The organism is Actinomadura montaniterrae, assembly GCF_008923365.1.
In the GTDB taxonomy this organism is placed as follows: Bacteria; Actinomycetota; Actinomycetes; order Streptosporangiales; family Streptosporangiaceae; genus Spirillospora; species Spirillospora montaniterrae.
Genome location: NZ_WBMR01000027.1, coordinates 29,372 through 55,461, shown reverse-complemented (window position 1 = coordinate 55,461; position 26,090 = coordinate 29,372). Strand labels below are relative to the sequence as shown.

Here is a 26,090-nt window from a genome sequence, read left to right as displayed (position 1 = left end):
GCATGGCGGACGGCACAGGCCGAGTTAAGCCGGACGTGCATGTAGTGGTCACCTGCGCGAACCGGAAGCGTCAAGCGGTTGCTGAACGGCTCCAGTTCCGCAACCTCGATGCCGCCGATTTCGAGGGGCGCTACACCGAATGGGTGAAGCGATTGTCGTTCGATTCCCCCCGTGTGCCAGCCAGCCAGATGTACGCGGGTGAGCATTGGCAAGTGGCTAAGACGTTGGCTGAGACTGCTGGCCCAGGTGCGTCCCTATGGGTCTGCTCAGCCGGCTACGGCCTGATTTCCGCCGAAGCCCCGATCGACGCGTACGCGGCGACGTTCGCCGTTGGTCAGGAAGATTCGGTCGCCGAGAACACCGAAGGAACCCGTCGATGGTGGTCCGGGCTGACGTCTTGGACGGGCCCTCAGCCTGGGCAGCCCCGCTCAATCACCGAACTCGCCGCACGTAATCCGAACTCGGTCATCGTCGCTGTCTTGTCCGAGGCCTACCTTCGTGCGTGCTCCGATGACCTTAGCCAGGCGGCTTCCCAGTTGAAAGACAGTGACAACCTCTCGATCATCGGGCCGAGCGGTCGTTGTCGGGAGATCGAGCGTCTCGTCGTCCCGGTCACTGCGGCCCTCAGGCCCGCCATCGGCGGAAGCCTCCTGTCCCTCAACGTCCGTGCGGCGACCCACGTGCTGGCTGCCTCCCGAGACAACGGAGTTCCCTTCCGCCGATCCCATCTGACCCGTCTTATGGCTGAAGCCACAGCCGCTGCCCCCAAGGAAGTTGGGCAACGACCACCGGGGACTAGACTCACCGACGACGAAGTACGCAGCTTCATCCGTAGTTCCCTCGACCTGGGCCCGACCTCAGCTACCCGCTTGCTGCGCCAGTTGCGTGCCTCCGGTCAATCATGCGAGCAGGCGCGCTTCAAAACGCTGTTCAACGACGTCGCTTCTTCCTTCGGGATCGTGGCCTGATGGCGGCCAGGAATAAGCCTCCGGAAACCGAGGTTCGTGCCCTCCGGATCGTTCAGGCGGAGGAGTACCCCCTTTATGTGTTCATGCTCCGCGCCCATGATGTCCTGCGGTTTGCCGATATCTCCCGTGTGAGCCGCGATGAGGCCGGAAAGCTGATCGGCTATCAGCGGCCGCAGGTGCGCAAGCACGTGCAGGAGATCGTGGACTACTTGGATAGCGATGCGCCAATCCTGCCCAACCCCATCATCATGGCGCTGTCCGAGCAGGTGCGTTTCAGGAGCACCCGTGGTGGCAATCGGCATGCCGACGATGGTGTCTGCGACACGGGAAGGCTCATCATCCCGCTGCCTCAGGAGGGTAAAATCAAGCCCGCCTGGATCGTCGATGGGCAGCAACGCGCCATCGCGCTCGCCAAGGCTCGGAGGCAGGACTTCCCGGTGGCGGTGATGGCGTTCGTCGCCGAGACGGTCCGGTTGCAGCGCGACCAGTTCGTCCGGATCAACAACACCAGGCCGCTTCCTCGCGGACTGGTTACTGAACTGCTTCCCGAGGTCGACAGCCCGCTTCCGCCTCGCTTGCAGATACAGAAGGCCCCATCCAGCCTGTGTGACGTCCTGAACGCCGATGAGAACTCGCCGTTCTTCGAGATGATCAAGCGGCCTTCAACGGTAGGGCGCAAGCAGCCGAAGGCGGTCATCACCGACACGGGCGTCGTGGACATGATCAAAGAAAGTTTGATGTCGTCCGCCGGATGCTTGTTCCCGTATCGGGATCTAGGCCGTAACGAGACCGATTTCGACGGGATCATCCAGGCCCTGTTCATCTACTGGTCGGCTGTGCGGGACACCTTTCCCGACGCGTGGGGCAAGCCGCCGGAGAAGAGCCGGCTCATGCATGGTGCCGGGATCAAAGCCATGGGGCGACTCATGGACCGGATCCTAGGGACAGTCGACCCATTGCGGCCGGACGCGCCCGAGCAGGTCCGGCGGCACCTTGCTCTGGTCGCCCCCCACTGCCGGTGGACAGCTGGCTCGTGGGAGGATCTGGGGCACCGCTGGAACGAGATCGAGAACACGCGCAGGCAAGTGACAGAGCTCTCCAATCACCTCATCCGCGTCTACCAGAACGCCCGCAGGGAGCTCTCGTGAGGTTCTACTTCCCCGACAGCCAAGACCAGGTCAGCCCGACCTACGATTTCCTCAACGAGGAGTACTCCCCCTACCGGGTTCGGCAGAGAGACGATAGGTACGCGCACGAGGTTCTAAACCCTCAGCCTTATGACGGAGTCCTCGTAAGTAAGGCGATCGTCGACGGTTCGGTCAAGGGTTCCGGGAAGTACTCGATGCCGCAGCGAGAACGGCTCTATCGGTTCGGCGTTTCCAAATTTTTTCGGCTGCCGGACAATGTTTCCACCCTGGGGGATTGTGGCGCATTTAACTATGCGGATGAGGAGGTCCCCCCCTACAGCGTTGATGAAGTTCTCGACTTCTACGAGGGTTGTGGATTCGACTCCGGGATTAGCATTGACCATGTCATCTTCGGCTACGACCCCGACGTTTCGGACGCGGAAGTAAACCCCGCCTGGGTGAAGCGTCGGCAGATCTCACTCCGATACGCGGAAGATTTTCTGGCTGGCGTGCAAGCGAGGGGATGCAAGATCGAAGCGGTCGGGGCCGCCCAGGGGTGGAGTCCGGCGAGTTACGCCGACAGTGTCATGCGCCTTCAGGAAATCGGATACCAGAGGATTGCTCTAGGTGGCATGGTCCCGCTGAAGACCGATGACATTCTCGCTTGCCTCAAGGAGATCGACACGGTGCGGCGGCCGGAGACCCAGTTGCATCTTCTCGGTATTACACGAGTCGGCTCGATCGAGGAGTTCGCGCAGTCTGGAGTGACCAGTTTTGACAGCACAGCGCCGTTCCGGCAGTCGTTCATGGACGATCGCAACAACTATCACACCCCCACCGAGACATTCACGGCCATCCGGGTGCCGCAGGTGGATGGCAATCCCGCCCTCAAACGACGGATCCTGTCAGGGGTGGTGTCTCAGTCCCTGGTGAAGGCCGCAGAGCGCGAATGTCTCAAACGGCTTCGCGGCTACGACCGGGATCCCGGACTCCTGGACAAGGTCATTGATATCCTCGGCGAGTACGAGCAACTCGTCGTCCCGGAGAAAAAAAGCCGCCTTGCCGCTTACCAACGGACCTTGGAAGCAGCGCCATGGAAGACTTGTAAATGCACCCTCTGTCGCAAGTGCGGAATTGAGATTATCATCTTCCGGGGAACTGAGCGAAACAAGAGTCGAGGGTTCCATAATCTGGCCATCTTTAATCGCAAGGTCCGGAATATTGTCCAGTCATCTGCACCGGAGAACTAACTAATGGCCGATAGCTACACTCTTCGACTCCCTGCGCTGGAGATCAAGCAAGGTTCGCGGAGCATTTACTGTTTCGCGGTGGATGGTAAGCGGCTGCACGAATTCGCGGCGGTCTCCCGTATCAGCCGCGATGACCAGGAGCAGTTGCACGGCTATCAGCGGCCAGAGGTCGCTAGCCACATTCGTACGATCCGCCGGTATCTGGAGTCGGGGGACGCTATGCTGCCGAACTCTATCGTCCTCGCATTCGACGGCCGGGTCAGGTTCGAACCCAGCACGGCCGAGCGACCGGGGCAGGATGCCAGTCCGGCCTACTCCACTCCTGGTGATCTGATCGTGCCGGTGGATGAGACGCTGACCGACGAAGAGAAGCCGGCGTGGATCGTGGATGGCCAGCAACGCAGCGCCGCTATTAGAGAGGCTGATATCGGGGAGTTTCCGGTCGCCGCCGTGGCCTTCATTGCCGAGGACGAGACCGAACAGCGCGCTCAGTTCATCCTCGTCAACAACACCAAGCCGCTGCCCAAAGGCCTCATTCACGAACTATTGCCCGACACCAAGGGACATCTGCCGCCCTCCTACGCCCGTCGGCAACTTCCCGCGGTATTGATGACGCGCCTTAACGGCACGTTTAACGGTCCTTTCTACCGCGCCATCGCGACGCCCACCTCGGCTGGCGGTTATATCAAGGACAACAGCATCCTGAAGATGATCGAGCATAGCCTTTATGAAGGCGCTCTCTACCAGTACCGGGACCCTCGCGATGGCTCGGGCGACGTAGAGCAGATGCTGCTGCATCTCAACTCCTACTGGGCGATCGTTCGGGAGATGTTCCCAGAGGCATGGGAACTGCCTCCCAAGGAATCGCGACTGACCCACGGGGCCGGGATCCAGGCCATGGGGTTTGTCATGGACCACCTTACGGAACAACTGCCTGCCTACAACGTCGGCACACACGTGGTCCGCAACGCGCTGGCGCGCATCAAGCGGGCCGCTGCCTGGACCTCGGGCAGTTGGGACTTCGGGGACGGTGAAGAGCGCAAGTGGAACAGCCTCCAGAACACTCCCAGCGACGTCCGCTATCTCACCAACGGCCTGATCCGCGTCGTCGACCAGCAGATCCTCTTCTGATACCGAGGGTCCCTCGTCGGAGGACGGTTTCATGCATGTGGTGGCTACACCCGCTGCTTTAGCGCCTTGAGGCCGTTCGTCGCTGCGCGTAGAAGCGATGCCGATCCGCTTCCGTCCGCGTAGGTGATTTCGGCAGCCTTGGCGTGTGTGGTGATGAATCCCGTTGCGGCGTGAGTGGCGCATCTTGTGGCGAGAGCAATGACATTGGCGCGCCGTGCCTTCTCCCTGAGTGATGGATTGCCCACTTTGTCGAAGGAAAGGGCGATCTTGAGGTCTGGGGCCTGCTCTTGCAATGCTCTTGAGACACGATCCAGAACCGCCTCGTCGAGGGAGTACAGCAGCAGGGAGCACCCGGCCAGGTCGCCGAGACTGTCGTCTTCCTCGGCAGGTTCCTCCTGTGGCCAGTCGAGAGGGAGGTCCAGTTCATCGGAAAGTTGCCGGGCGAAGGGCAGGATGGCGCTGTCTAGGCGGCCACGATAGCGGTGTAGCGGGGTGAGTAATTCGACTGCGAGACCCAGTCGAGCGTTGTTATCGGGGCAGGCGGCAAGTACCAGCCGGTCGGCCAGATCCAGGGCCGGGTCGGCTTTCTCCGGAGAGACCCATTGAGGGCAACTGTCTCGCAACTCCTCGAGCAGCGAACGGTAGGCGTTTGCGGCCGGACGGGCGCGCAGGAAGATCTCGGTGAGTGCCTGGAGCGTGACCAGGTCGGCGGCCGAGAACTTGTTGAAAGTAAGCGCGTAGGTGATGAACTCGCGGACCGTGCAGGGGGCAGTGTCGGCGCTGCCGATCACTTCGATGATTGCCCCGACGGCAGCCCATGCCCGGTTCCAGGCGGTGTCGTCGAAGGCCGCGAGTACTTGCGGGAGTTCTTCGTCGGAATCCGGGAGAGGAGGCCAGTCCCTCCATACCTCGTCACGGAGGGCGTCGAGTGCGGCCCGATGTGAGGGGCCGGGAACGGCGAGACGCTCGAAGAGTTCGCCCCAGGACTCCACCTGGGAGGGCTCGCCAAAATCTGGGGTCGATTCCGGAGCGGTAATCGGCGGCGTTGCGCCGGGCTCTGCCTCCTGGGGAAGGGGCGGGTGAGGGCTCTGGGGTTGCACCAGGGCGGTGGCCTTTTGCCACACAATGTCGGGCACCGAGTCCTGGCGGTCGTCCTGGCGCAACGCCGTGACCAGGCGGGCAAGCTGTGTGAGATCACCTCGTCCCACTGCCGTCGTGAGCATGACGGTGACGGCTTCGTCGCTGTAGAAGCCGACATCGGCCTTGATGGGCAGAGGGAGGTTGATTTCGCGAAGCCGGTCGCAAGCACCGGGGACGTCGCCCTGGCTCAACGGCCCGCTCAACGCCGTGCTGTGCACGGCGTTGAGGACCGCTTCGGTGACGGGTCGCGGCGGATCTTGGCGCATGACTTCGGCAAGGCCGTTCAATGCCAGCAGGTCCCGCCCCAGGCCCAGCCGGTCGAACCGCTTGATACGTAGATGCGCAAGGTTGGTGGCACTGATCCCGCCGCGGGCGATGACCTGTTCTAGGGCTGAATTCGAGGACGCCACGCCGCCGGCGGCCAGCGACGCATCGAACTCGGCGAGCAGTCGGCCGAGCGGTCTGATCACTGTCCAGGATCTGGCCGGCCGGCTGGCGGCTGTGCTCTGCATCAACTGCAGCGCCACGCGCAACTTCGGCCGGTAATGCTGGTGCGAGCTGGTCCGGATGACCAATGTGCTTTGCGGGCCGGCGAAGTCGATCACTGCGGCGTCGATAGGGTCCTCGGGGTCGAGAGCCGCCGGAATCGTGTCGCCGCCGGTGCTGTAGGTGGGGCCCACGAATGCCCTGACCAACTCTCGTGCCTGGACGAGTTCGGTGGGAGACCGGGTGATGACGTACATTGCGAAATCGCGGGTGTCCGCGTGGAAGCGGGGCAACACGATCGGGGCGTCCGCTGAACTGCGCAGCGTGTCGACGAACGGCCCGATTAACTTGCCCCATTGAGCGGCGTCATTGCCGGCCCCGAAGAAGCGTTCGAGCAGGACCTCAACGCGGGCGCTCTCGTTGTCCGGCGTGGTCGGAAGAGGGTTCTGGCCGGTCACACCTGGTCCTTCCATCGTGCGGCGAAATCCAGCCGTGCCTGGGCGACGGCCGGATCACCGACGCGGTAGGTCACTGATTCCTCGTTGTCGCCGAGCCCGCTTATGGTGAAGTTCATGGATCCGCTGAGCATCCAATCGCGACCGCACAGAGTTTTCTCGTGGACCTTGGGATCGAGCGTCAGCCGCAGCCGCTGGCTGCGGACGGTGGCGCGGAGCCGGTCGATGAACGTCTGGTTATGCGGGGTGGGCCTGGTCACGACGTGAACGTCTGCCCCCGCCGAGCCGATCAAGCCCAGTATCTGCGACAGTCTGCACGTGGTGGGCGGGTCGTCACCCAACAGTGCGTCAAACGCGCCATGCCCGTTGTCGAGCACATCGACATCGGTGATCCAGCTTGACACCAGCCAGAGCACCGGCCCGGGGTGAACGAGTTCCGACAGCAGGGCCGTGCCGAGAATGGAATCTGCCCGCAGCCCCATCCGGCTGCCGGTACGCAGGGTGCGTTCCCGATCCGTCACAGCTCTGCCTCCCGCAGGACCACTCGTGCGATGTACTGGTTCCCGGCTCGGGTGACATGCTCGAGTTCACCGTGGACCCGAAGCACGTCACGGTCCACCCGGATCGCCGGGACCTTGGCCAGAGCATCACTCAGGGCGCGGCGGTCACCCGCAGGGCACAACAGGTCGGCGGCCCCGGATTCGGCCATGACCTTCTTGTACTGCTGTTCCCAGCCGGGCTCGGTCACCTCGATTTGTGGTAGCCGTTCGTCATGGGCGGCCTCCACCAGCAGCCGGTCGAGGAATGCTCTGGTGCCGGAGTACGGCTGGTAGTGCTGCAGATGGTGGCTGCGTGCCTGCGCACCGCGCGGCCACATCATGCTGAACGCCTGGTCGGCCTTCAGAGAGCCGGCACTCACCTGAAGGCGCCCGGAGCCGACCGCGTAGGCGATCACGCGGGCATCGATCTCGATGCCGAGCCGACTTTCCAGCGCGGCCCAGGAGTCCAGGATCCGCAGGGCACTCTCGTCGGTTTCCTTGTTGCTTCCAGGGCGCAACAGTCGGGTCGAGACGGTGGCGACCGCGCCGTGACGCGGCGTTCCGTCGAGTTCAGCCCAGGCGGCCCGCAGGTCACCCAGGGCGTGGTCGGCTTCGGCGGCCGAGGGCGAGTTGCGTATCCGCTCGACGGCTGCGGCCGCGATACCGGCGGGTTCGTCGGTCACGATGTGCCGCAAGAGCCGGGTGACGGTCGCGTCGATGTACTCGTAATCGTTTGGCCGCAGGGCACCGGCGACCAGTGACCAGAAACGTGTTGGGGCCGCGGCGTAGGAACGGACTAGGTGTTCGATCACCCCGAGCCCGCCGATCGAGGTCTCCGACAGCCAGATCGTGTCGGCCGAACCGGGGCCGGTCCCCGGGACGATGTCGACGATCAGGTCCCTTTCCTGCGCGTCGGGGCAGACCCGTAGCGCGGCGGCGAGCGCAGCGGCTGCGAAGGTTTCGCGGTAGGCGCGGCGGGCCTGCTCTTGGGTGCGATCGGCCACGTCCGGGGCGGTGAGGAGTTGCCCTGCCCGGTCGAGTGCGCTGATCACCCGGTCGTCGTGGCTGAGTTCGGTCAGGTCGGCGACAAGGCGGGCGGTGGCCTGACTTTCGGTGGCCTCGTCCTCCCGGTAAAGCACGCCAAGGATCGTCGCGAGATCGTCGCGCCAGGAACCACCAGACAGCGCTATTCGGATCTGCTCAGGGACGGTGGAGCCGTCCAGTCCGGCGAGGGCGAAGGCGGTGAGATAGACCAGGGCAAGCCAGTCGCGCTTGAAGATGTTGGCCGCCTCGGCGAGAGTCTCGTCCTCGGCCACCGCATGGAAGAACGCCTGGGACCGCCATTGGGGGGAGGCCAAATATTCCCTAATACGGGGAGTGGTCACGTCGAGTGGGCCCAGCCCGATACGGACCGCGTCGACCCGCAGGCTGAATCCCAGGGCGGCGGGCCGACCCTCGAGGGTGTAGCGGACGCGCCTGCGGTCCCTAGAACGCCCGCGTACCACCTCGCAGTCGGCCCCGTGGGTCATCCGGCGGATCTCGATCGGGTTGCCGGTGGCGTGCGTGGCGAAGCCGATGCGCAGGTTCCGCTGCCACGGGGCGACGCCGGTGACCTCTTGATCATCTGGTGTGGCCTCGTCGGGCACGACGATCTGTGTACCCCATCGGGGGGTGCCTTGAGAGTGGCTCGCCACCTCCCTGGGGGGTTGCTGAAGCCGCACCCGGAAGGGGCGCAGGACCAGCAGGCCCGCGGGATCGGCGCCGAGCGGGTGCCAGGTCCCCTCTTCCTGGGATAGGGGAATGAGTGCCTGGTCGAGTTCGAGTTGGTCGCCGCCCTCGGGAGCGGGCATCCAGGTGCGGTGCTCGTCGCGCCGGTAGCCGTAGCGTTTACTCACCCGGCCCGGGACGGCTTCATTGAGCGCTCTGGCGACGGGCAGCCGTTCGTCGTCGTTTCCGGTCTCGAACGGCAGGTCGAACTCGACCTCAGGAAGGTTGAGCGCCGCGAACAGCGAACGCGTCACGAACTCGGGGAGCAGTTCCCCGGCTACGGCTCCCGGATCGTCGCGCAGCGGCTTCCATTCGCTGCGCAGCCTGCGCAGCGCGGTGGGAACCACGGCGAGTAGCAGCGAACGAGGCTGGTCCCACAGCAGAGCCTGGGCCTCGTCCGAACTGACCTGCAGTGCCGCCTGAAGATGGCGGGCCAGCGTGTCCTGTAGGGCGCTGTCGGACAGGAGCCGCTCCAGCCGGTTAGCGAGCCAGTGACCGGCCTGCACTTGCACGGCCGTCAGTTGACCCCTGGGGGCGGTGAGCAGCACGCGGGGATCCTGTCGGGGATGCACGCGCCGTAGGTCACGGCCGAGCCAGTCCATCAGCGACTGGGTCGCCTGAATTTTCAGGACGTACCTGTTGTGAATCGGGAGGCTTCGCGCGGTGAGTTCGGGCGCGAAGAGCGTCTCGTAGCCCTGGTAGCTCAGGCGGTCGCGGCCGAAGTCCGACAGCGTGACGATGGTGAGCGGGCGGGTGCCGCGGCTGCGGCCCGCCCGGCCTCTGCGCTGGATGAAGGAGGCCGGGTTGTGGGGTGCCTTGTGCTGGAGCACCAGGCCGACGCGAGGGTCGTTAAACCCCACCTCCACGGCGGAGGTCACGACGGTCAACTGGGCGTTCGGGTCGACGCCGGTGTCCTGGGAGGAGGTACGGCCGATCTGCAAAGCCCCGGTTACCAGGTCCGGATCGAGGTGATGCCCGATTCTCTCAGCGAGGTCCCAGGATTGCCCGTCGTCATAGCGTGCCGACTGCTGGGGCAGGTCTGGGGAGCGCAGTCCCGCCAGCACCTTCCCGCGTCGCGAGCCTGGCCGGATTCCGCCACGTGACTGACCGCCTTCGGCGTCGCGCAGGTCGTCATAGAAGCGGTTGGTGACATCCAGGTCGTCGGTGAACAAGAAACCGGTTGAACCGAACAGGGATGGCTGACGTTGCGGATCCAGCATCCGGCCGAAGAGCATCGCGGTCTGGATTGACGTGGACAGCAGGCTCGCGCCCGAGACCGGATCCCCGCGCAGCGCGATCGCGTACTCCCGGCCCTCCTCCTCCAGGTCGGAAGGGGCCGGTTCGATATATTCGATCGCGTTGCCGGGCAGTCCGGTGAGCTGGGCGAAGAACGGGCCGGCGTCCTTGAGCGTGGCACTCAGGCCGACGAAGGTGACGGGCTTGCGTACCGCATGCCGCCATCGTCGCAGGAGCAGGGCAACCTGGGCGCCCTGCGGACCGGCGTAGGTATGCACCTCGTCGAGCAGGACCAGCGACGGGGAGTGCGATCCCGACCAGCCCAGCAGACGACCCAGCCCCGGGCTCGAGCCGTTCCGGTTGAGCATCTCGGTCGTGGTGAACAGCAGATCCGGCGGATTGTCTTGAAGTGATCGGCGGGTCAGTGCGAGGCGGCCCGGCGGAACGACCTTTCTGCAGCCCAGGCAGACCAGCCGCTCTAAACCGGCCTCCCGGTCGGCCGTGTTCCAGAGCAGTTCACCGTCGGAGCATTGCGGGCAGGTCAGAAACGGGCAGATCACCCCGCCGCTGCGCCGATGCCACCGCCGCGCCGATCCGGTGCGCCTGGTGTTCGAATCGTCGAGTTCATGCGGGGTCCACGGGGTGTCGGCGTAAAGGACGCCGATGCGCAGGGGGCGTCGGTCGTTCCGCTGCAGGGCGTGCTCGATCGCCTGGATGCTGGACAGGGCCTCGCGTAGTTGGTCGCGCAGCAACTCTGTTCGCGGATACAGGGCAAGCGTGTGAACGCGGGAGTGCCCAGGGCGGGCCTGCTCGGCCATGACGGCCATGGCGGGCAGGTAGAACGCGAGCGTCTTGCCGCTGCCAGTGCCCGCACCGACGATCACGCCCGCCGACCGCCCGCGGTTGAGGGAGCCGAGCACCGCCTGTGTTGCCGCGACCTGGAACCGGGCGAGGCTCCGATCGCCGATCTGTGCGGCGGCCGTGTGTTCGTGAACCGGGCCCCATTGCGGGATTTGCCGGAACGCTGCCAGCGCGTCAGCCGCGCAGATGTCCCGGCGTGGGTACCGGCGCGCGGCGGTGTGCAGTCGATAGTCGGCGACGAGGCGCTGCCCGCGTGTCCACCAGCGGGTCGAAGTACCGTCGGCGTCGAGATGCCAGGAAAAGAGTTGTCGCAGTTGGGTGGTGAGCCGCAGCGCCTCGGCAAGGCGGGTCCGATACCGCGAAGGCGACGAATCCGGGACGGGGTGCAGAAGCGCCATGTCGATCAGCCTGCCCAGGACGTCTTCTGGGCTGGCGTCCTGCGGGGCGTCCGGGTGGTCGAGAAGAGATTCGAAGATCACCTCCAGAACCTCGTCCTTGGACAGGGCGCCGGCAGTGACTCCCCACGCCAGCAGCGGAAGCTCGAGGTCTTCCAGCCGATCCAGCAGGTGACTGGCCAAGCGCGGGTGCAGGCGTGGTGTCACAAGTTCCTCCTGCGCAATTCGATCTCAACGTCCATCGAGTAGCGGCGCAGCAACGCGATCTGTTCGTCGCTCACCTCCCGCAGCGTCAAGGGGGCGGTGTTCAGACGGTTTAGCAGGTCGAGCAGGGCCGGGGGCGCGTCATGGGCCTGCTCCAGTTGAGCTTCCAGGCCCTCGTATTGCGTGACGAACATGACGATGTCGGTGCCGGTGAGGTCGGCGGAGCGAGCGCAACTCCTGAGGTTGCTGAGGGTAGAACGCGCCGCCTTCTGCAGGGCCCCATCGAGCATCGCGATCCTGCCCACGGGGAGGCGCTCCAGCCGCTGCGCAGTCCAACTCCGCCAGACGTCCAGGACCTCGGCCCGGAGCCCGTCGCTCGACTCTTTAATCTTCTGGCGGGCGGCGTTAAAGGCGTTGTTGCTCGGGAGCCCGCCCGCGGCCTTGCGCGCGAGTTCCCGGTGTCCGTTGCTCAGCCTCGACAGGTCGATGTCGACACCGGTCCGCTGAGAGAGGGTACGGGCCAAGTCGGCTCTACCGCGCAGTTCGCCTAGCGCGGCGCGAAGTGTGTGGACGCGTTCGGTGATGCGTGCGGCTTGCTGAACGTCCTTGCGTCCAAGATCCAGTCGGCGGGCCTCGCCCTGCAATTGCAGGGCCTTGTCGAGTACGGAATCTCCGTCAGCCATCGTCGGTCTTCCCCTCGCTCAACGCGGCCCATTCATCAAGAACCGTCTGCACGTCCCTGGCGGCGGCGTCACCGGCAAGGTCGCTTCGGGCGCCGGCGTCGCTCAGCGCGGTGGTCAGCCACTGGTCCGCTTCGGTGAGAAACGCCTCAATGACGTCAAGCGACGCACCGCGGTCCCGGACGGCCGCATGGATCCGCGCCACCGTTGCATGGTCGGCATCGGCTGAGGAGATCTTGTTCAGGTCCCGCTCGAGGGCCGAAACGACCTGCCAGTCGGCCTTGGCAGCTTCGGCGGTAAGCGCGTCCAGACGGTGCCTTTGCTGGGCTCCGGTGGGAGACAGGCCGACCTTGTCCGCTTCCTTCAGCGCCACTTGAACGGCTTCGACGCTATCCCGCCCGCTGGTTTCACTTGGCAGGTGCCGGCGGATCCTGCCGAGCGTGGCGGCCAACGCGGTGTTCTGCTCGTCGACGCGGGCCTCCCAGGTTGCAAAGCCCATGACCGCTCCCTTCACCCATGCGGGAACCTGTTCCTGTGAGCGCCAGGTCCAGTCGGAGGCCACCTGCCGCAGCAACGGGAGGGCCCGTGCGGCGTCGATCATCTGTACGGCCCCGATCCCCTGCGACAGGCCCAAACCAGCGCGGAGCCCGTCCACGAGGGTCTTGCGCTGGCTCAGATGATGGTTCAGCAGTTGGCGCCATTGATCGGTACGAATGGTGTGGTCGCTACGCGTCCAGTCGCGGCCGTCATGCAGTGCGGCGCTGAGGAGGTCGGCGTCGTCCATGCCGGGCCAGGCCTTCCCTGCGAGCGCCGCACCGATCAGTGCGGCCCGAAACCCTGTGGTGAGGTCGGCGTCAGAGAGTTCAAAGTTCTGCTGGAGCCTGGCGGCCAAATCCGTGGCTTTAGTGTCGGCGAAGCGAGCCAGCCGCCGGATGTCCTCGGATCTGGGGGTGCCCGAGCCGTCCCGGGCGAGCAGCAGGCTCTGGAAGAACTGGCTGTTGAGGGTGTTGCGCTTGAACTTGATAGGGGCGGCGGCCGTCCCAGGCAGTCCTTCGCCGCCCGCTCCCTCGATGGAGACCACGATGGAAGTGTTGGGCCAGGCACGCGCGGAATCTGTCTTGCCCATCTCCTTCATGAGCGGCTGCGACCAGTTGTAGCGGCGGAACACCGTCTCGCTAATGAGAACTCGAAGTTCATTTGCGGTGGTCTGCTGGAGCGGGAGATCGCGGGTGGCCCAGTTCTCGATGGCCTCGAGTTTGCGTCGCAGGGCCGGAGAGGGCGTGTTCTCTGCCGCTGGGGATTTGCCCTTAACCGACGGGGCGGGCTCCGGATCCGTCGGACGATGCTGGCTGGCTTCCTCGGGCAGGGGAGGCAGTCCGAACGCCTCGAGGATGCCCGGATTCAACTCAGCCGGGTCGGCCGGAGCACCACCCCAGTATTCCAGCACCCTGTTGCGGCGCAGAGGATCGATCAGATCGTAGCTGTTAACCAATTCTGACACTGCGGAGGTCAAGGGGGGATCGTCAGGTCCGAGCGGGAAACGCCCCTTGAAGCCGGCATCAGGGAAGGTACATGCGCTGATCTCGGCGGCGTCATCTACCAGGACTCGGCGGACGATGTTGCTGAGCACCGTACGGGGGACGAATGCCCAGGGTTTGTCGGCCGGAGCCACCGAGTGGACCATCCGCAGCAGCGCGTGCCGGTTGAAGGGGTAGAGGCCATGGCCCTCCGGACTTTGACCGAAGGAGTCGTGGCACGGGGTTCTGACCGGACATGACTCGCAGATGTTGGGCACCCGGTGCCCGCCGGACCGCTGGAGTTCTTCCTGGCCGATCCGTGCCGCGTTTAGGTAACGGCCCACGAACGAGGCGATCTGGTCGGCGCCGTTGTCCTGCTGGCTAAAGATCAGGTCGAGGTCGTAGAGGTATCCGGTGGTGGCCGCGGACACCCGACTCATCACCGTCTCGGGTAGATCGGTGAAGTAGCCGGTGGTCACCGCCATCATCGTACGCATGTGTGCGTACCTGGTGGCGCCTTCACGTACGGCGGGCTCGGTCAGCGCGTCGAGCAACTCGCGCTGCACGCCCTGGACCAAGGCGAAGTCCTCGACCAGCAGGATGATCTCCTTGCCCCGGCGCGCATATTCCTGCCGCACCTGGAGCATCGCTTGTTGCAACCGCCCAGAGCCCAAACTGGAGACGCTCTGGATCGCCGTCTCGATGTGCTGGTTGAGCAGGTCGACGGCCGCGGTACGCAGGTCCGGCTTGGAAAGCAGTTTGGAGAGCAGCGCTTTGGAGACCTCAGCGGCCTTGTCGATCTCCCTCACCTGCAGCGGCAGGTCGTCCACGGTGAAACCGGCGGGACGCTCGGGGGAGGCGGCGTCACGGTCGTGTAGCAGCTGAGCCGCCAGCAGCGGGACATATTTGCCGGGCCCCAACAGATACTGCTGAATATGCGGGTCCTGGAGGAGCACGGCGAGCCCGCGGGGTCCTGCCAGAATCCGGTTCGCACCCGACAAGTCCCGGGGTGAGGTGGCCGCCAAGGCCTCGTTCAGCGCGTTGATCACCCGCCGGGCCAGCGCGACCTCGTCCAGCCCGCTGCTGAAGGAGTCGATGTCAGCCCTCAGTTTGCTCAGTGATTCGCTGTCCACTCCTTCGAGAAGCGCATTCACGACCGCCTTGAGGCTGGTCTGCGTTTTCTCCAGGTAGATGACCTGGCGATCGCTGGACGCGGGGATGTTCTCCCTTACCCACCGGACGAGATGGGACTTTCCCGAGCCGGTGTCGCCGACCACCGGCATCAGCAGTGCTCCGGTGCTTGATCGCCGTTCCAGAAAGTCGGTCAGGACGGCGTGCTCGTCGGCGGTGCCGTCCATGGGGATCAGAGAGCGGCCCTGGATACGGGCCCGGCGGATGCGCAACGGCGTGTGCGTGGCTAGGAACACCGCCGGGGACGGATTGACCGCCTCGGTGTTGATGGTCGCGGAGGCGGTTTCAGGTGCCCAGCATAGGTGGCCGCGGAGGTCAGCCATGAAGATCCTCGAAGATCGTGATGGAGCTGAAGGAATGCGGGGAGGACGGTCGGTCGGGATCGTGGATGCTGAGGAAGCGCATGGCGTCGGCGTCGCGTTTCAGACTCCACCAGCCCTCGTCGGCCCCCCGTAGCAGGGCGAAGGAGAGCGCGGGCCCAGCCACGGTGTCGCCGGGGGACGTCACTCCGACCGCGGTCGAATAGGCACCGCCGGGCAGCACAGGCAAGGCGGCCCGCAGCCTGTCAAGTACCTCCACGGCGCTCACCGTCTCCGCAGCTCCCCAGGACGCTTGCGCCACTTGCTTGACGGCCTGTGTGCAGTCGGGCACCAGGTGGCTCGCGTCACCGCTGACCGGTAGCGCCGCCGCCCCCAACCCGAGCGCGGGGGCCCATACCTTGAAGTAGTTCCAGCGGTTGTTGTTCTCAATGGCCTTCCCAACCACTGGGCTGAGAACGTTCAGTTGGAGCCGGGGATAGTTGCCGAGGCCGACGCTTTCCCCTGTGGGGTCCAGTGACAGGAACCAGCACAAGGCTCGGGTCAGGTCGCGGGCTCCAACCTGGCTATCGTCGTCTCCCAACCCGGAGTTGAGTTCAGGGGCGAGCACCGCGTCACGTAGCACGCCGGTGAACGCTCCGTAATCGGCCACACCCAGATGGGCGGCGGGGCCGGTGAGCCGCAGGTACCCCTCTGGCGTCTCTTCCGCCAACCGGAGTCTCTTCAGCGTGTCGACAGCCCACTCGAACATCTTGTGGTCGTCCCCGACCAGCCCGGGAGGGGTCAGGAGATTCTTGGCGCGTTCGACGGCGACAGGCCGCTTCTCGGCGGCCAGGAATCGCACCACCGCCCACATCGGAGCAGGCCGCGACGCCGGATCGTTGATCAATGCCATTACAGAGACCTCAAGGCGGTTCGGACGGAAATGCTGCTGCCGTGCACGTCGGAGAGGCGGGCGCCAACCTTGTCGGGGTGCTGGAGATGGCGAGCGTGCACAAAGTAGGTGATGTCGGTGCTCCAGAAACGTTCAGCCTCGGCGGTACTCATCTGCCGGCCGCTCAGCACCTGGATGAGGGGGCCGGGGAAGCCCGCAAGGAGGTCTTCCTCGGCGTCGAAGATGAGGGGATGCGGCGCGGCGTTCTGTTGAATACGGGCGAGGAAGCCCGCGTCCAGATCAGCGCCACCGACGATGGACATCCCCCTGCGACACAGACGAGTCACCAGATCACCGACGAGATCTCGGTACTCGTCCTCGTCGGTCCAATAGATGCTGAGACTGGTCTGGCCCTGCCCTCGGAAGGAATTCAGTGGGTCACTGGGCACGCCGGACCAGGCCACGAGGTCGGGGTCGGGCTGCCACGGTTCGGTGTAGAGATGGCCCTTCTCAGGCGGTTCACGGGTGGTGCGGCAATAGGGACACCCGCGGCAGGCGGCAGAGGTCGGCAGTGATCCTGCCGAGCGCTGCAGGACGTAATAATCAGCGAGAACGTCCGCGACACATCGGCTGCCCTTCACCGCTTCGCGCAGCCGCTGCAAAGCGGCGCGCTGGGCGTCCAGGATGCCCGTCCTGGCCGCGGCGATCTTGTCGATGAAGTACCGGTGATCATTCGTGCCGCCATCCAATAGCCGAGCATCGACCCTGACTGGCAGCGCCTCGAAATAGTCCTGCATCCGGACACGCCAGGCATCGGGTGGTTCCCCGTCAGCCGGTGCAGGGGGTTCGGGCGATCTCAATTCGATCAGCTTTGCCCTGACCATGAGGTTGAGCGTATGGATGTTCCACTTGCGGTTGGTCTCGTATCCCGTCGCGAGGCTGGCTCGCAGCGACTCGAGATTCAGCTGGTAAATGCCACCGGAATCGGGGCGCAGACGTTGATGGAACATGGCGCTCCACCGCTCCCACGCCGTCTCCGGCCGGAGGATCGCCTGGGCGTTGAGGTCACTCGCCAAGCGGAAATCCCGTGGGGCAGTGGCCATGTAGGCCACCGACGGGTTTCCGTCGCGTCCGCCGCGCCCGACCTCTTGGTAGTAACGGTCCACGGTCTCGGGCAGGCATGCGTGCACTACGGTGCGGACATCCGCGAGGTCGATTCCCAGACCGAAAGCAGATGTACCGATCACGATGTCATAGTAAGTAGGCGCCGGTCCCTGTGCGCCGCGACCAGCCCAGCCTTCCATGGCGCTCTGCCGCTCGTCGTCGGTGGACCCGCCGGTGACAGCGGTCACCCGCCGCATCCCGAGGCCCCGCAGGTGTGCGGCCCATTCTCGGGCGTCCTCGACCCTGGTCACATACAGGATCGACGGTCTAGGCAGAAGAGTCAGCGCCCGCACCACATCCTCCCGCCGGGTCTGCTCATCGCCGAACGAGCCGATGTAGTAACTCGGCTCGCTACGTAGCTGCGAGGCCCAGACGACCTCCGCTCCTAAGGGGCCACCGAACAGGAACTTTAGGGTTTCGACTTGCGCACTGGTGAGGGTGGCGCTCATAGCAACCGCGCGCGGCTCCCGGCCTTCGGGTGCCCGCCGCCGCCAGCCGCGCAGTTGGCCGGCCATTGTCTGGAACTCGGGCCGAAACTCGTTCCCCCACTGCTCGACCAGGTGTGCTTCGTCGATGATGAAGTGGCTAAGCAGGCCCGCCTCGGCGGCATCGTCCAGCGGCTTGCGCAGGCTTTTCGCCACCGCCTCCGGCGCGGTGAACACCACCGGCTGGCGCCCGGTACGAATATCGTCCACAAGTTGGCGCTTGACCTCCTGTGGAAGGTTGCCGGTATAGGCATAGCGGCCAGTGGGTGATTTCACGGCCTGCCTGTCGACAAGATCGCGGACGCGGCGTTCCATGTCGAGGGCGAGCACGACCGTCGGCACGACCACCACGGCAACACCGCGGCCCTGCCCGCCGAGCAGCACCGGAGCCAGCGCCACCGGGGTCTTGCCGTGCCCGGTGGGAAGACAGATGATCGTGGTGCTTCCCGCAGGTGCCAGCACCACCGAGCGTGCGGCCTGACGCTGGCCGACCGAGTAGTAACGCTCATAGCCCACCGCGGCGGACCAGAAAGGGTCCCCTGGAACACCCTCCAGCCGTAGACGCTGCCCGGAGTTGTTTCCGAGATAGACCTGCCGGAGATCTGCTTCAGCAGCCTTGGCTGCCGGGCCCTCGGGCACGTCGGGATGCCAGGGGCGCGCTGACACGGTGATCGTGCCGGTTGTCAATTGCCGTGCCTGGCATCCGGCCAGCCACCACTGCTCGATCGTCGGCAGTGCAGGGTCGGCGGGTACCGTCAACGGCGACTCGTTGCCGCGAGCATGAGCCTCCAGCAGCACCTGCCTAGTCAGCGTTGCGATGTCTCGCCAGCCGGCGCGGCCGTCCTGAACCTGCGCAAGCGCGTCGGACAAACGGCGCAGTGTGCCGCTGGCATCGTCGGAGTGCTGACGGTCGGGCCAATGCGCGAAGAGATGCTTGGCCTTGACCCAGTCACTGGCCGACACGTCGTACCACCTCACGCCCGGTGCGGATGATGCACGTGGCGGCGATCACCTTTACCGCCGGCTGGGACAACCCCTCCACCAGCGCGTCAGTCACCGCCGCGTCGGTCAGCAGGCTTTCGGTGTCACCGACCAAATGACCAGCGTCTTGTCGGGCCTGTGCCTGGGCGAGCGTGACCGCGACTCGCTGCCGAGAGCGCTCCTGGGCGCGGGCGCACCTGCGAGCCAAATCGGTCACATCAACCAGATGGACGCGCGCGAGGCGTTCCGCGTCGACGGCGGCGGAGCGGTAACCGGCCCAGCCTCCGAACACCTCCAGCAAGTGCGACATCCGTTCTGCGTTGTAGTTGTGGTCGCGTCTGTTGTCGTAGGGCCGCTCAAGCCAGCCCTTCACCGACGCGCTTGTGACGGGCGACTGCGTGCCCGCCTCGATCCAAGTCCTGAGCGTGAACGGTGGCAGCAACTGGTCGGCCTGCCGCCGCAGCGCCAGGCTTGCTCCGTCCTGATCAGCGACCAGGCTGAGCGCCCCAGACAGATCTGCCTCGATCAAGTAGTCGAAGCCGAAGAACGCGATCGCCGGCCCGTCATAGGCGGGATCGATCCTGCGGAACGCCGAGGCCTGCCCGCGATCGTCGTGATAGATGGCTGCGGCGAGCATGTCGACCAGCGGATTCCCCGGGCGCAAGAGCCGGGTGCCTGGGGCCCGGAACGCTGCCGAGCGGTTGAAAGCACCCTGCGCCATCTCCTGGGAGACCCGCGACCGGGCATCGAACCAGCGACGCGGGTCGAGCAGCGGGTGAGACTGCCAAAGGTCGAAGATCTCCGTTTCGCAGCCCGCCACGGTCCGGTCGTGATGGCGCAGTTTGATGCCGCCCTTGTTCGCCACGTAGCCGAACATAGCCGTGCGCATTTCGCGCCAGGCCGCCTCCACCTCAAGCAACGCCCCGGTGAGTTCCTTGGCCTCCGCAGCGGTCTCGTGGACGGCCTCGAGCATGTCCAACTTGTCTATCTCATCGCGTGCCGCTCCGAGATTGCTCTTCACCGGCTCAGCCATCGCAAGCAGCCCCTCAGGCCCCTGCTCGAGCGCAGCGGTCCACACCTCGACGAGCCCCTCCGAGATCGCGTCCTGGAGAGTGGAGACCGAGTCGATGAAGATCTTGTATCCGTCCGTCTGCAGAACGGACCAGGCCTGCATGAAGGAACTCTCCGCGTCAGGGTCTCCGATCAGGTACTGGTGCGCGGGTCCCACAGGGCCGCTACCCGGAGCCTGATAACGATCGACGCGTCCGAGCCGCTGTTCCAGTTGGTTGGGGGACCACGGCAGCCGTACGTGTACGGCGGCATCGGCCGCCTGAAGGTTCAGCCCGTCCTCGGCCGAGTCATCGGTGACCAGTACCGTGCTGCCGGGGTGCTTGCTTAAGGGTGCCGACCAGGCGGAAATCGCTTCCTCGGCCGCGTCGGCATCCACCTGGCGGGAGTGTTCGTACACGGCCAGTTTCCCGAAGCGCTGCCGCATGCGCTCAGTCAGAGCTCCGGCAAGACGGCCCGGCCCGCAGAAGATGACCGCTCGGCGCCTCGACTTGATGGCCGGCAGCATCGTGTCGATCAGATCATCGAGATGCTGTTTCCCAAGGCGGAACCCGCCGGGCAACTCGCGCAATCCCGCCAACGCCGCTCGGTCGGCCTCCAGCACAGCCGGTTCGCGCAGCAGTCTTCGCTCACGTGCGTCCAGCCCGGCCCAGGCCGCCGCCCTCTGGTCACCTTCGATCCGCCAGGCCAGGGCCGCCGCGAGATCCTCCGGCGATACACAGGCGCGCGAGACAAGGACTGCCAGCGCCATCGCGTACTTGGGCGCCTGGCCTTCCAACCCCGCGTTGAGGAGGGCGTCCCACACTTGGGACCGCCACCGCGACAGCGCATCTCCCGTCGCGGCGTGGCCGGCACCGTCGAGCAACAGGGTCTGGGGCTCTTGGCGGCCACGCACCTCGAACAGCGGGAACTGCGGGCCTGGGTCTTCGCGTGCGACGGTGTGGCGCCGATGACGGATGACCCGCCGGTGGAGCCGATAGGCCTCACTGATGTGGGCCCGGAGTGCCTCGGTGCGGATCTTGAGTTCCGCCGGGTCGGTATCGAGTCGCAACTCGTCGTTCTCGTCCAGGAGTTCGAGGACCTTGCTACTCAGTTCGGTGAACCGGCGGTCGCTCGCGGGCAGCAGCGCACCAATGTCCTCGATCGCTGACGGCAGGAGATAGGTGAAGTCGCTGTCGAGGGCGTGAACCTCTCTGGCCAGTTGTGACCGCAGCCGGTACTTGCGCTCGAACGCCTTACTGTCGCTCCACCGGTACAACTCGGGGTCTAGTAGGTGAAGCAGCCCGAGTTGGGTCGTGTGGTGCGACATAATCGGGGTCGCTGACAGCAGCAGCAACCGGGGTGAGGAGTGCACCAGACCCGCCAGCGCGCGATAGGTGGGATCCTCGGGCCCGCTCGCCTGCACCAGCCGGTGCGCCTCGTCGACCACCACCAGATCACTCTTGTGGTAGGCAGCCCAGCGCGCCGGTGTCTCATGTGCCACGACCTTCACCGTGGCCGACGGGAAGTCGCCGATGAAGAACTTGTCGTGCAACTCCCGGGCCCATTGCCGCCGGAGAACCTCCGGGACAACGACACAAACCGATGCCTCGGGATGATCAAGTAGCGTCTGCCGGATGACGAAGCCTGCTTGGACGCTCTTGCCAAGCCCGACCTCGTCCGCGAGTAGATACCGCTGTACCGGGTCGGACAGGACTGTCAGTGCGGCATGAACCTGATGGGAGAAGAACTCCACCGCGGAAGAGGACAGGGCCGAGATGTTTGCGCTGGCCGCACGTTGCGCCACCAGGTCACGGAGAAACGGCATCCGGGCCTCATGAAAGTAAGCAGACTCGTTCCCGCCCGCCGTCAGTACCGTGACAGGGTCGGCGATCGGCCGATCCCACCGCACTCGAAGTTCGTTCGCTGGGACAGGACGGTCATAGACAGCGTTGGGAAACCGGACGAAACAACGATCATCAACCATGGCGGTGACCCGTCCGGCGAGCCAGTCACCAGTGTCCGGATTCTTCCAGTAGACTCGCGTCTCAGCTGCGAGAACGACGGCCCGGCAATCGACGAGGGCCACCTGCTCGGAATGGGCAACAGGCGCGGCTACCGACTCGAAGAACTCGACCCGCGCATGTCGGCCCTCGACCGTACCGATCCTTCCGACTCCAGGTGATCCCGGGTACTGGACCAGTTTGCCCACGGTGAACCGATCAGGCACCGCTCGAGTCCCCCTTCTGCTCAACCTCGGAGACCCGCACTGAAGCGTTCGCACTCCACTAGTTGATGTCCAGTAAGGCAGTTGAAATCTCACATAGATGACTACCGGTCTCGGGCCCTGCGTGGCAAGCCCCCCGCAGACACTCAGATGCCGAGCCTCCCCCGGCCGCTGGCGAGCCAGATTCCATATATACATCGCGATGCCGACGGAATCGGTGCAAACGGGTTGTCTCGCGGGCGTACTACAGTTGATCAACTTCGCGAGCCGCGCTCGCAGTGGTTGCGTCCACGGATGTGGTGTATGAGTTCGGCCTGTTCAGAGGCGTGGTGTCGTGACGAGAGACGGTCATCGCGACGCGGACCGCACGCCCGTGACCCACGTCCTTTGCTGGCCATCCTGGCCGGCTTGTTGTGCGGCCGGTGACCGTCCCCCGGTTTCATCGGCCGCATGACCCGATCCTGGTGGTGACCTAGCGACTCTTCTAGAGCCCCTCGCCCAAGCCGGTCGAGTGCCCTAGGGACTATCCGCCGAGTGGCCTGACGGTCTGGCTGCGGAGGCCGATCTTGATCTGGCCGTCGCCTGGCTGCAGCGACGGTATCCAGGTCTGTGCTGTTGGTGGGGCGAGTACACCGGCTGTATCTGGCGCTGCTGCCAGGTCAGTTGGTCGAGGCGAAGAACGCCCTCGATCACGCCCGCCGTATCGACGCGATATCCGAGCGCTCGACTCTCCGGGACGCCATGGACTGTCTTGTGCAGCAGGAGAAGTCACTCCCGTGCACTGCCCGCGGGGCATGGGAAGGTGCAGATCGGCAACCAACTCTTGCGACCGGCCGGGCTCTGCCCCGCTGACGTAGCGACGCGCCTCCGACATCATGGCCGTCTCAGCCGCTACTCACCGGTTGTCGCCGCATCCTGCTGAGAGAAGCACGGCTGGGAACAGGTAGGTGCTGAGGCGGTACCGATCTCCGTCGAGTGCTCAACCGAGACTCTCGCAGCAGGACCGGCGGGGGCCTGACGCCGCTATCAGCTATACAAAGCGCTACCGAAGTGGACGGCGAGCGCTTTCGACCACGCTCGTCCGCCGTCCGCCGGATGAGCGGATTCGCGGCGCGCGACACACAAACTCGGCGGTCGTTGACAACCTGGAGGGCTCGCGTCCCCGTCAAGAGCCGCGGAAACTTCCGCTTGCGGCTCAACACCATCAACAGATGCCCTGTCCAGACGCCCTGGTCCGAGTCGGCCGTCACCGAATCATCGCGCGGCCAGGGCTCCCGTTTCGTTGAGTGGGAGCGACGCAGGTGCTGCCGCCGACGGCGAAGGGCTTGGTCCGCGCTTGTCCGCCGGCCGTCCCAACTTGTCCACGGCCTGTCCGCGCTTGTCCGCCGTTTGTCCGCGCGGACGGACTGTCCACCGCCTGCCGTCCGCCGGGCGAACGGCGGACGGCAGGCGGACGGCGGCGGACGAGTTGCGGACGGACCGTTCGCGCAGCGGACGAAGCCGGGACGGGGCGCGGCGGTCGTTGGTGCAGCAGCGACGCCTTCCACGCAAGAGTTGCCTGGTGCGGCTCATCATCGGGGCATCTTGTACGTGAGCCACCCTTGCACCCAATCGCCGTCGCGAGACCGGCATCTGTTCGCCGCTCGAACCTGCTGTGATCGACCGGTCGACCGCCAAAGAAATCTCGAAGGTGGTAAGTGTCGCGGAGACTCTTTGTGCGCGAAGTTCTATAGCGTGGCTCCTGTCAATTGAAGATCTGGACTGCCTGGTACTCAACGACACTGTTCGACCCGGATAAATGCTCTGCGACTGAACGTGGCATCCGTCGACAGAATCGTCGACGACCCTACTTAGAGGCTGCAAGGTAGGACCGTGTCGCGACACGTAATGGACCGCGGCGGTCCATTACGTGCAAACCCGGTTGAGTCGACCGGGCGCAGTCGTGATCGATGTGATCGGAGGCAGAGCCACGGAAGACAAGCAGGTCAGCAGGTCGCGCAGGCTGCAGCGACGCTCGCAGCTCGGCGCGGGGCGCCGGCGGGACCGGGAGATGAGGTTCCGAGTCAGCGACGAGGAATACAAGGAGATCTGCGAGGCGGCGCATCGAGCGGGAGCTGCCTACGGGACATTCGTAGTTCACACTGTACAAGCAGTCAATCGCCAACACAGAGTTGGACACGAACTGACGTCGGATATCTGCGAGGAACTACGCGGCATCGCGCGACAGCTGAACCGGATCGGCGTGAATCTCAATCAGCTGGCCCGCATCGCGAACACGACGGGACAGGTACCCCACGAACTGCCCGCTGCGTTGGCGTACCTGCAGAACGTTCTTCGAAGAGTGGACGCCTCGTCCGTCGAACTCGGCCGGCTCCAGCGTTGATCGGCAAAGTGACCCGGGGCGAGAGCGTCGCCCGGTTGCTGTCCTATCTCTACGGCCCCGGTCGGCGCAACGAACACGTCAATCCTCACCTCGTCGCAGGCTTCCGACTCCCCATGGCCCTGGAACCCGGACTGGACGTCAGAGGTGATCGGGACTTCCGGCATCTGGTCGGAGTTCTGACCTCCCCGCTCGACACTCTCCGACACAGCCCGCTGGCGTCTCCAATCTGGCAGTGCTCAGTCCGCGCCGCCCCTGCGGACCGGCGCCTGTCGGACGACGAATGGGCCAACATCGCCGAGGAGGTGATGCACCAGACCGGGTTCGCGCCGCGAGGTGACGACGAGGCATGCCGCTGGATCGCAGTGCGACATGCCGACGACCACATCCACCTCGTCGCGGTCTTGGCGCGCGAGGACGGACGCAACCCCAACGTCCACCGCGACCTACCTCAAAAGGTCGCCGACGCCTGCCACATCGTCGAGAAGCGTTACGAACTCACCCCGACCGCGTCCGCAGACCGGACAGCAGCCCCACGACCAACCCGAGCCGAGACAGAACTTGCCCACCGCAAGAACTGGCCTGAGCCGCCCCGCGCCACCCTCCGTCGGCACGTAGCCACCGCAGCAGCCGGAGCTGAGAACGAGGGTGACTTCTTCACCGCCCTCGAACATGCCGGAGTGCTGGTCAAGATCCGCCACAGCGCCCGCACACCCGAGCAGATCACCGGTTACGCCGTTGCGCTCCCACATCACAACAACAAGGAAGGCCGACCAGTCTGGTTCTCCGGCAAGAAGCTCGCACCCAACCTGACGCTCCCCAAACTTCGCGAGCGCTGGTCGGCTCCGCACGAAGGCAACCGCTTCGACCGTCGTCCCTTCGGTGGGGTGGAGCTGACCCACGAGGAGCGATCCGCCGCTTACCAGCAGGCCGCCCGAGCCACCGCGACGGCCACCTGGCAGATGCGCCATATCCAGGACCCGGCCGTCCTCGCTGACGTAGCAGCGGCAACCTCCGACGTCTTACACGTGACCGCGGCCCTCACAGGCAACCGGGAACTCGCCCGTGCCGCCGACTTCTACGACCGCGCAGCTCGCGAACCCTACGGACGCCAACAACCCCTGACTCCCTACGGCACGAACCTTCGCAGGGCTGCCAGAGCACTGGCTCTAGCCGGTATCCGGGGACAACGCGGTAACCGTCCAAGCCTCGCCGGCGTCCTAGCCCACCTGGTCGTGCAACTTGTCGCCCTCATCGAGGCGATCGCGGAGTACCGGCAGCTCCAGCAACGGGCTGCCCAGGCAGCTGCCGCCCGCAAGGCCGCCGCCCAGCTCAGCAGACTCAGCCGACCAACTCCGCGGCCACCTTCCCCCACGCTGCCACGGACACCGCCGAACTACACGGCGGAGCAGAACGCGGCGCGCCTCGCTGCCACAGCCTTCCCCGTACCCCTGAGCGACCAGCTCGCAGACGGTCCATACCGATCCAGCACGCCCACACCGACGCACCCCAGCCCTCACCGCCGCCGGGGCCCAGCACGGTAATCCGACCACGCAACCCCGGCGCCACGCCGTCCTGGTCCTGGCACAAAGATCAGCGCCTCTGCATACTACGGAGCGTAAACAGCGCCAACAATGTGCAAGCAGTGCACCGCCACCGCATCCGCGC

At 65.3% G+C, this 26,090-nt stretch carries 14 protein-coding genes; 6 read left to right on the top strand and 8 right to left on the bottom strand.

Annotated features, from left to right (window positions below):
* The first annotated feature begins 2 nt into the window (after window positions 1-2).
* The 4 genes from F9B16_RS12855 to dbpB (F9B16_RS12840) are packed head-to-tail and all read left to right on the top strand — an operon-like array spanning window position 3 to window position 4,476.
* Entirely contained in the window at window positions 3-968 is a 966-nt protein-coding gene (locus tag F9B16_RS12855; RefSeq protein WP_225991586.1) for a hypothetical protein, read from the top strand.
* The gene (gene dbpB / locus F9B16_RS12850; RefSeq protein WP_151540264.1) at window positions 968-2,116 is read left to right on the top strand and encodes a DGQHR domain-containing protein DpdB; all 1,149 of its coding nucleotides are present in this window, start codon (window positions 968-970) and stop codon (window positions 2,114-2,116) included. Before F9B16_RS12855 ends, dbpB (F9B16_RS12850) begins: the two co-directional genes overlap by 1 nt.
* Window positions 2,113-3,345, top strand: a complete 1,233-nt coding sequence (dpdA, locus tag F9B16_RS12845) for a tRNA-guanine transglycosylase DpdA (protein WP_151540263.1) — start codon at window positions 2,113-2,115, stop codon at window positions 3,343-3,345. The genes dbpB (F9B16_RS12850) and dpdA overlap by 4 nt, the downstream gene beginning before the upstream one ends.
* 3 nt (window positions 3,346-3,348) lie before the next feature.
* Window positions 3,349-4,476 carry a DGQHR domain-containing protein DpdB gene (dbpB, locus tag F9B16_RS12840; protein WP_151540262.1) on the top strand — a complete coding sequence of 376 codons (1,128 nt, stop codon included), beginning with the start codon at window positions 3,349-3,351 and terminating at the stop codon, window positions 4,474-4,476.
* Window positions 4,477-4,520: 44 nt separating this feature from the next.
* Here dbpB (F9B16_RS12840) and dpdD read toward each other — a convergent pair whose 3' ends face one another.
* Genes dpdD through dpdE form a run of 8 tightly spaced genes read right to left on the bottom strand, consistent with a single transcriptional unit; the run spans window position 4,521 to window position 22,045 of the window.
* Complete coding sequence (dpdD, locus tag F9B16_RS12835) at window positions 4,521-6,560, bottom strand: protein DpdD (protein WP_151540261.1); 2,040 nt, start codon at window positions 6,558-6,560, stop codon at window positions 4,521-4,523.
* Window positions 6,557-7,078, bottom strand: a complete 522-nt coding sequence (gene dpdK, locus F9B16_RS12830) for a phospholipase D-like domain-containing protein DpdK (protein ID WP_225991585.1) — start codon at window positions 7,076-7,078, stop codon at window positions 6,557-6,559. The genes dpdD and dpdK overlap by 4 nt, the downstream gene beginning before the upstream one ends.
* Complete coding sequence (dpdJ, locus tag F9B16_RS12825; protein WP_151540260.1) at window positions 7,075-11,562, bottom strand: protein DpdJ; 4,488 nt, start codon at window positions 11,560-11,562, stop codon at window positions 7,075-7,077. Before dpdJ ends, dpdK begins: the two co-directional genes overlap by 4 nt.
* Window positions 11,559-12,242, bottom strand: coding sequence for a hypothetical protein (locus F9B16_RS12820; protein ID WP_151540259.1), 684 nt, complete (start codon window positions 12,240-12,242; stop codon window positions 11,559-11,561). The genes dpdJ and F9B16_RS12820 overlap by 4 nt, the downstream gene beginning before the upstream one ends.
* On the bottom strand, window positions 12,235-15,270 hold the full coding sequence (gene dpdH / locus F9B16_RS12815; RefSeq protein WP_151540258.1) for a protein DpdH: 3,036 nt from the start codon (window positions 15,268-15,270) through the stop codon (window positions 12,235-12,237). Before dpdH ends, F9B16_RS12820 begins: the two co-directional genes overlap by 8 nt.
* Window positions 15,263-16,159 (bottom strand): protein DpdG, encoded by an 897-nt coding sequence (gene dpdG / locus F9B16_RS12810; protein ID WP_151540257.1) that lies wholly within the window; start codon window positions 16,157-16,159, stop codon window positions 15,263-15,265. The genes dpdH and dpdG overlap by 8 nt, the downstream gene beginning before the upstream one ends.
* Window positions 16,159-18,750, bottom strand: a complete 2,592-nt coding sequence (dpdF, locus tag F9B16_RS12805; protein ID WP_151540256.1) for a protein DpdF — start codon at window positions 18,748-18,750, stop codon at window positions 16,159-16,161. The genes dpdG and dpdF overlap by 1 nt, the downstream gene beginning before the upstream one ends.
* Window positions 18,737-22,045, bottom strand: coding sequence for a protein DpdE (dpdE, locus tag F9B16_RS12800; RefSeq protein ID WP_225991584.1), 3,309 nt, complete (start codon window positions 22,043-22,045; stop codon window positions 18,737-18,739). Before dpdE ends, dpdF begins: the two co-directional genes overlap by 14 nt.
* 1,939 nt (window positions 22,046-23,984) lie before the next feature.
* On the opposite strand from dpdE, the gene F9B16_RS12795 reads away from it, so the two are divergent.
* A complete protein-coding gene (locus F9B16_RS12795; RefSeq protein ID WP_151540255.1) occupies window positions 23,985-24,425 on the top strand; it encodes a MobC family plasmid mobilization relaxosome protein in 441 nt (146 codons plus the stop codon).
* Window positions 24,422-25,966: a hypothetical protein gene (locus F9B16_RS12790; RefSeq protein ID WP_151540254.1), complete on the top strand. Its 1,545-nt coding sequence runs from the start codon at window positions 24,422-24,424 to the stop codon at window positions 25,964-25,966. Before F9B16_RS12795 ends, F9B16_RS12790 begins: the two co-directional genes overlap by 4 nt.
* Window positions 25,967-26,090 lie beyond the last annotated feature (124 nt).

Excerpts from the sequence above, each read along its gene's own strand:
- F9B16_RS12855 (WP_225991586.1), top strand. The coding sequence starts at position 3 with ATGGCGGACGGCACAGGCCGAGTTAAGCCGGACGTGCATGTAGTGGTC.
- dbpB (WP_151540264.1), top strand. The coding sequence starts at position 968 with ATGGCGGCCAGGAATAAGCCTCCGGAAACCGAGGTTCGTGCCCTCCGG.
- dbpB (WP_151540262.1), top strand. The coding sequence starts at position 3,349 with ATGGCCGATAGCTACACTCTTCGACTCCCTGCGCTGGAGATCAAGCAA.
- F9B16_RS12820 (WP_151540259.1), bottom strand. The coding sequence starts at position 12,242 with ATGGCTGACGGAGATTCCGTACTCGACAAGGCCCTGCAATTGCAGGGC.
- dpdH (WP_151540258.1), bottom strand. The coding sequence starts at position 15,270 with ATGGCTGACCTCCGCGGCCACCTATGCTGGGCACCTGAAACCGCCTCC.
- dpdG (WP_151540257.1), bottom strand. The coding sequence starts at position 16,159 with ATGGCATTGATCAACGATCCGGCGTCGCGGCCTGCTCCGATGTGGGCG.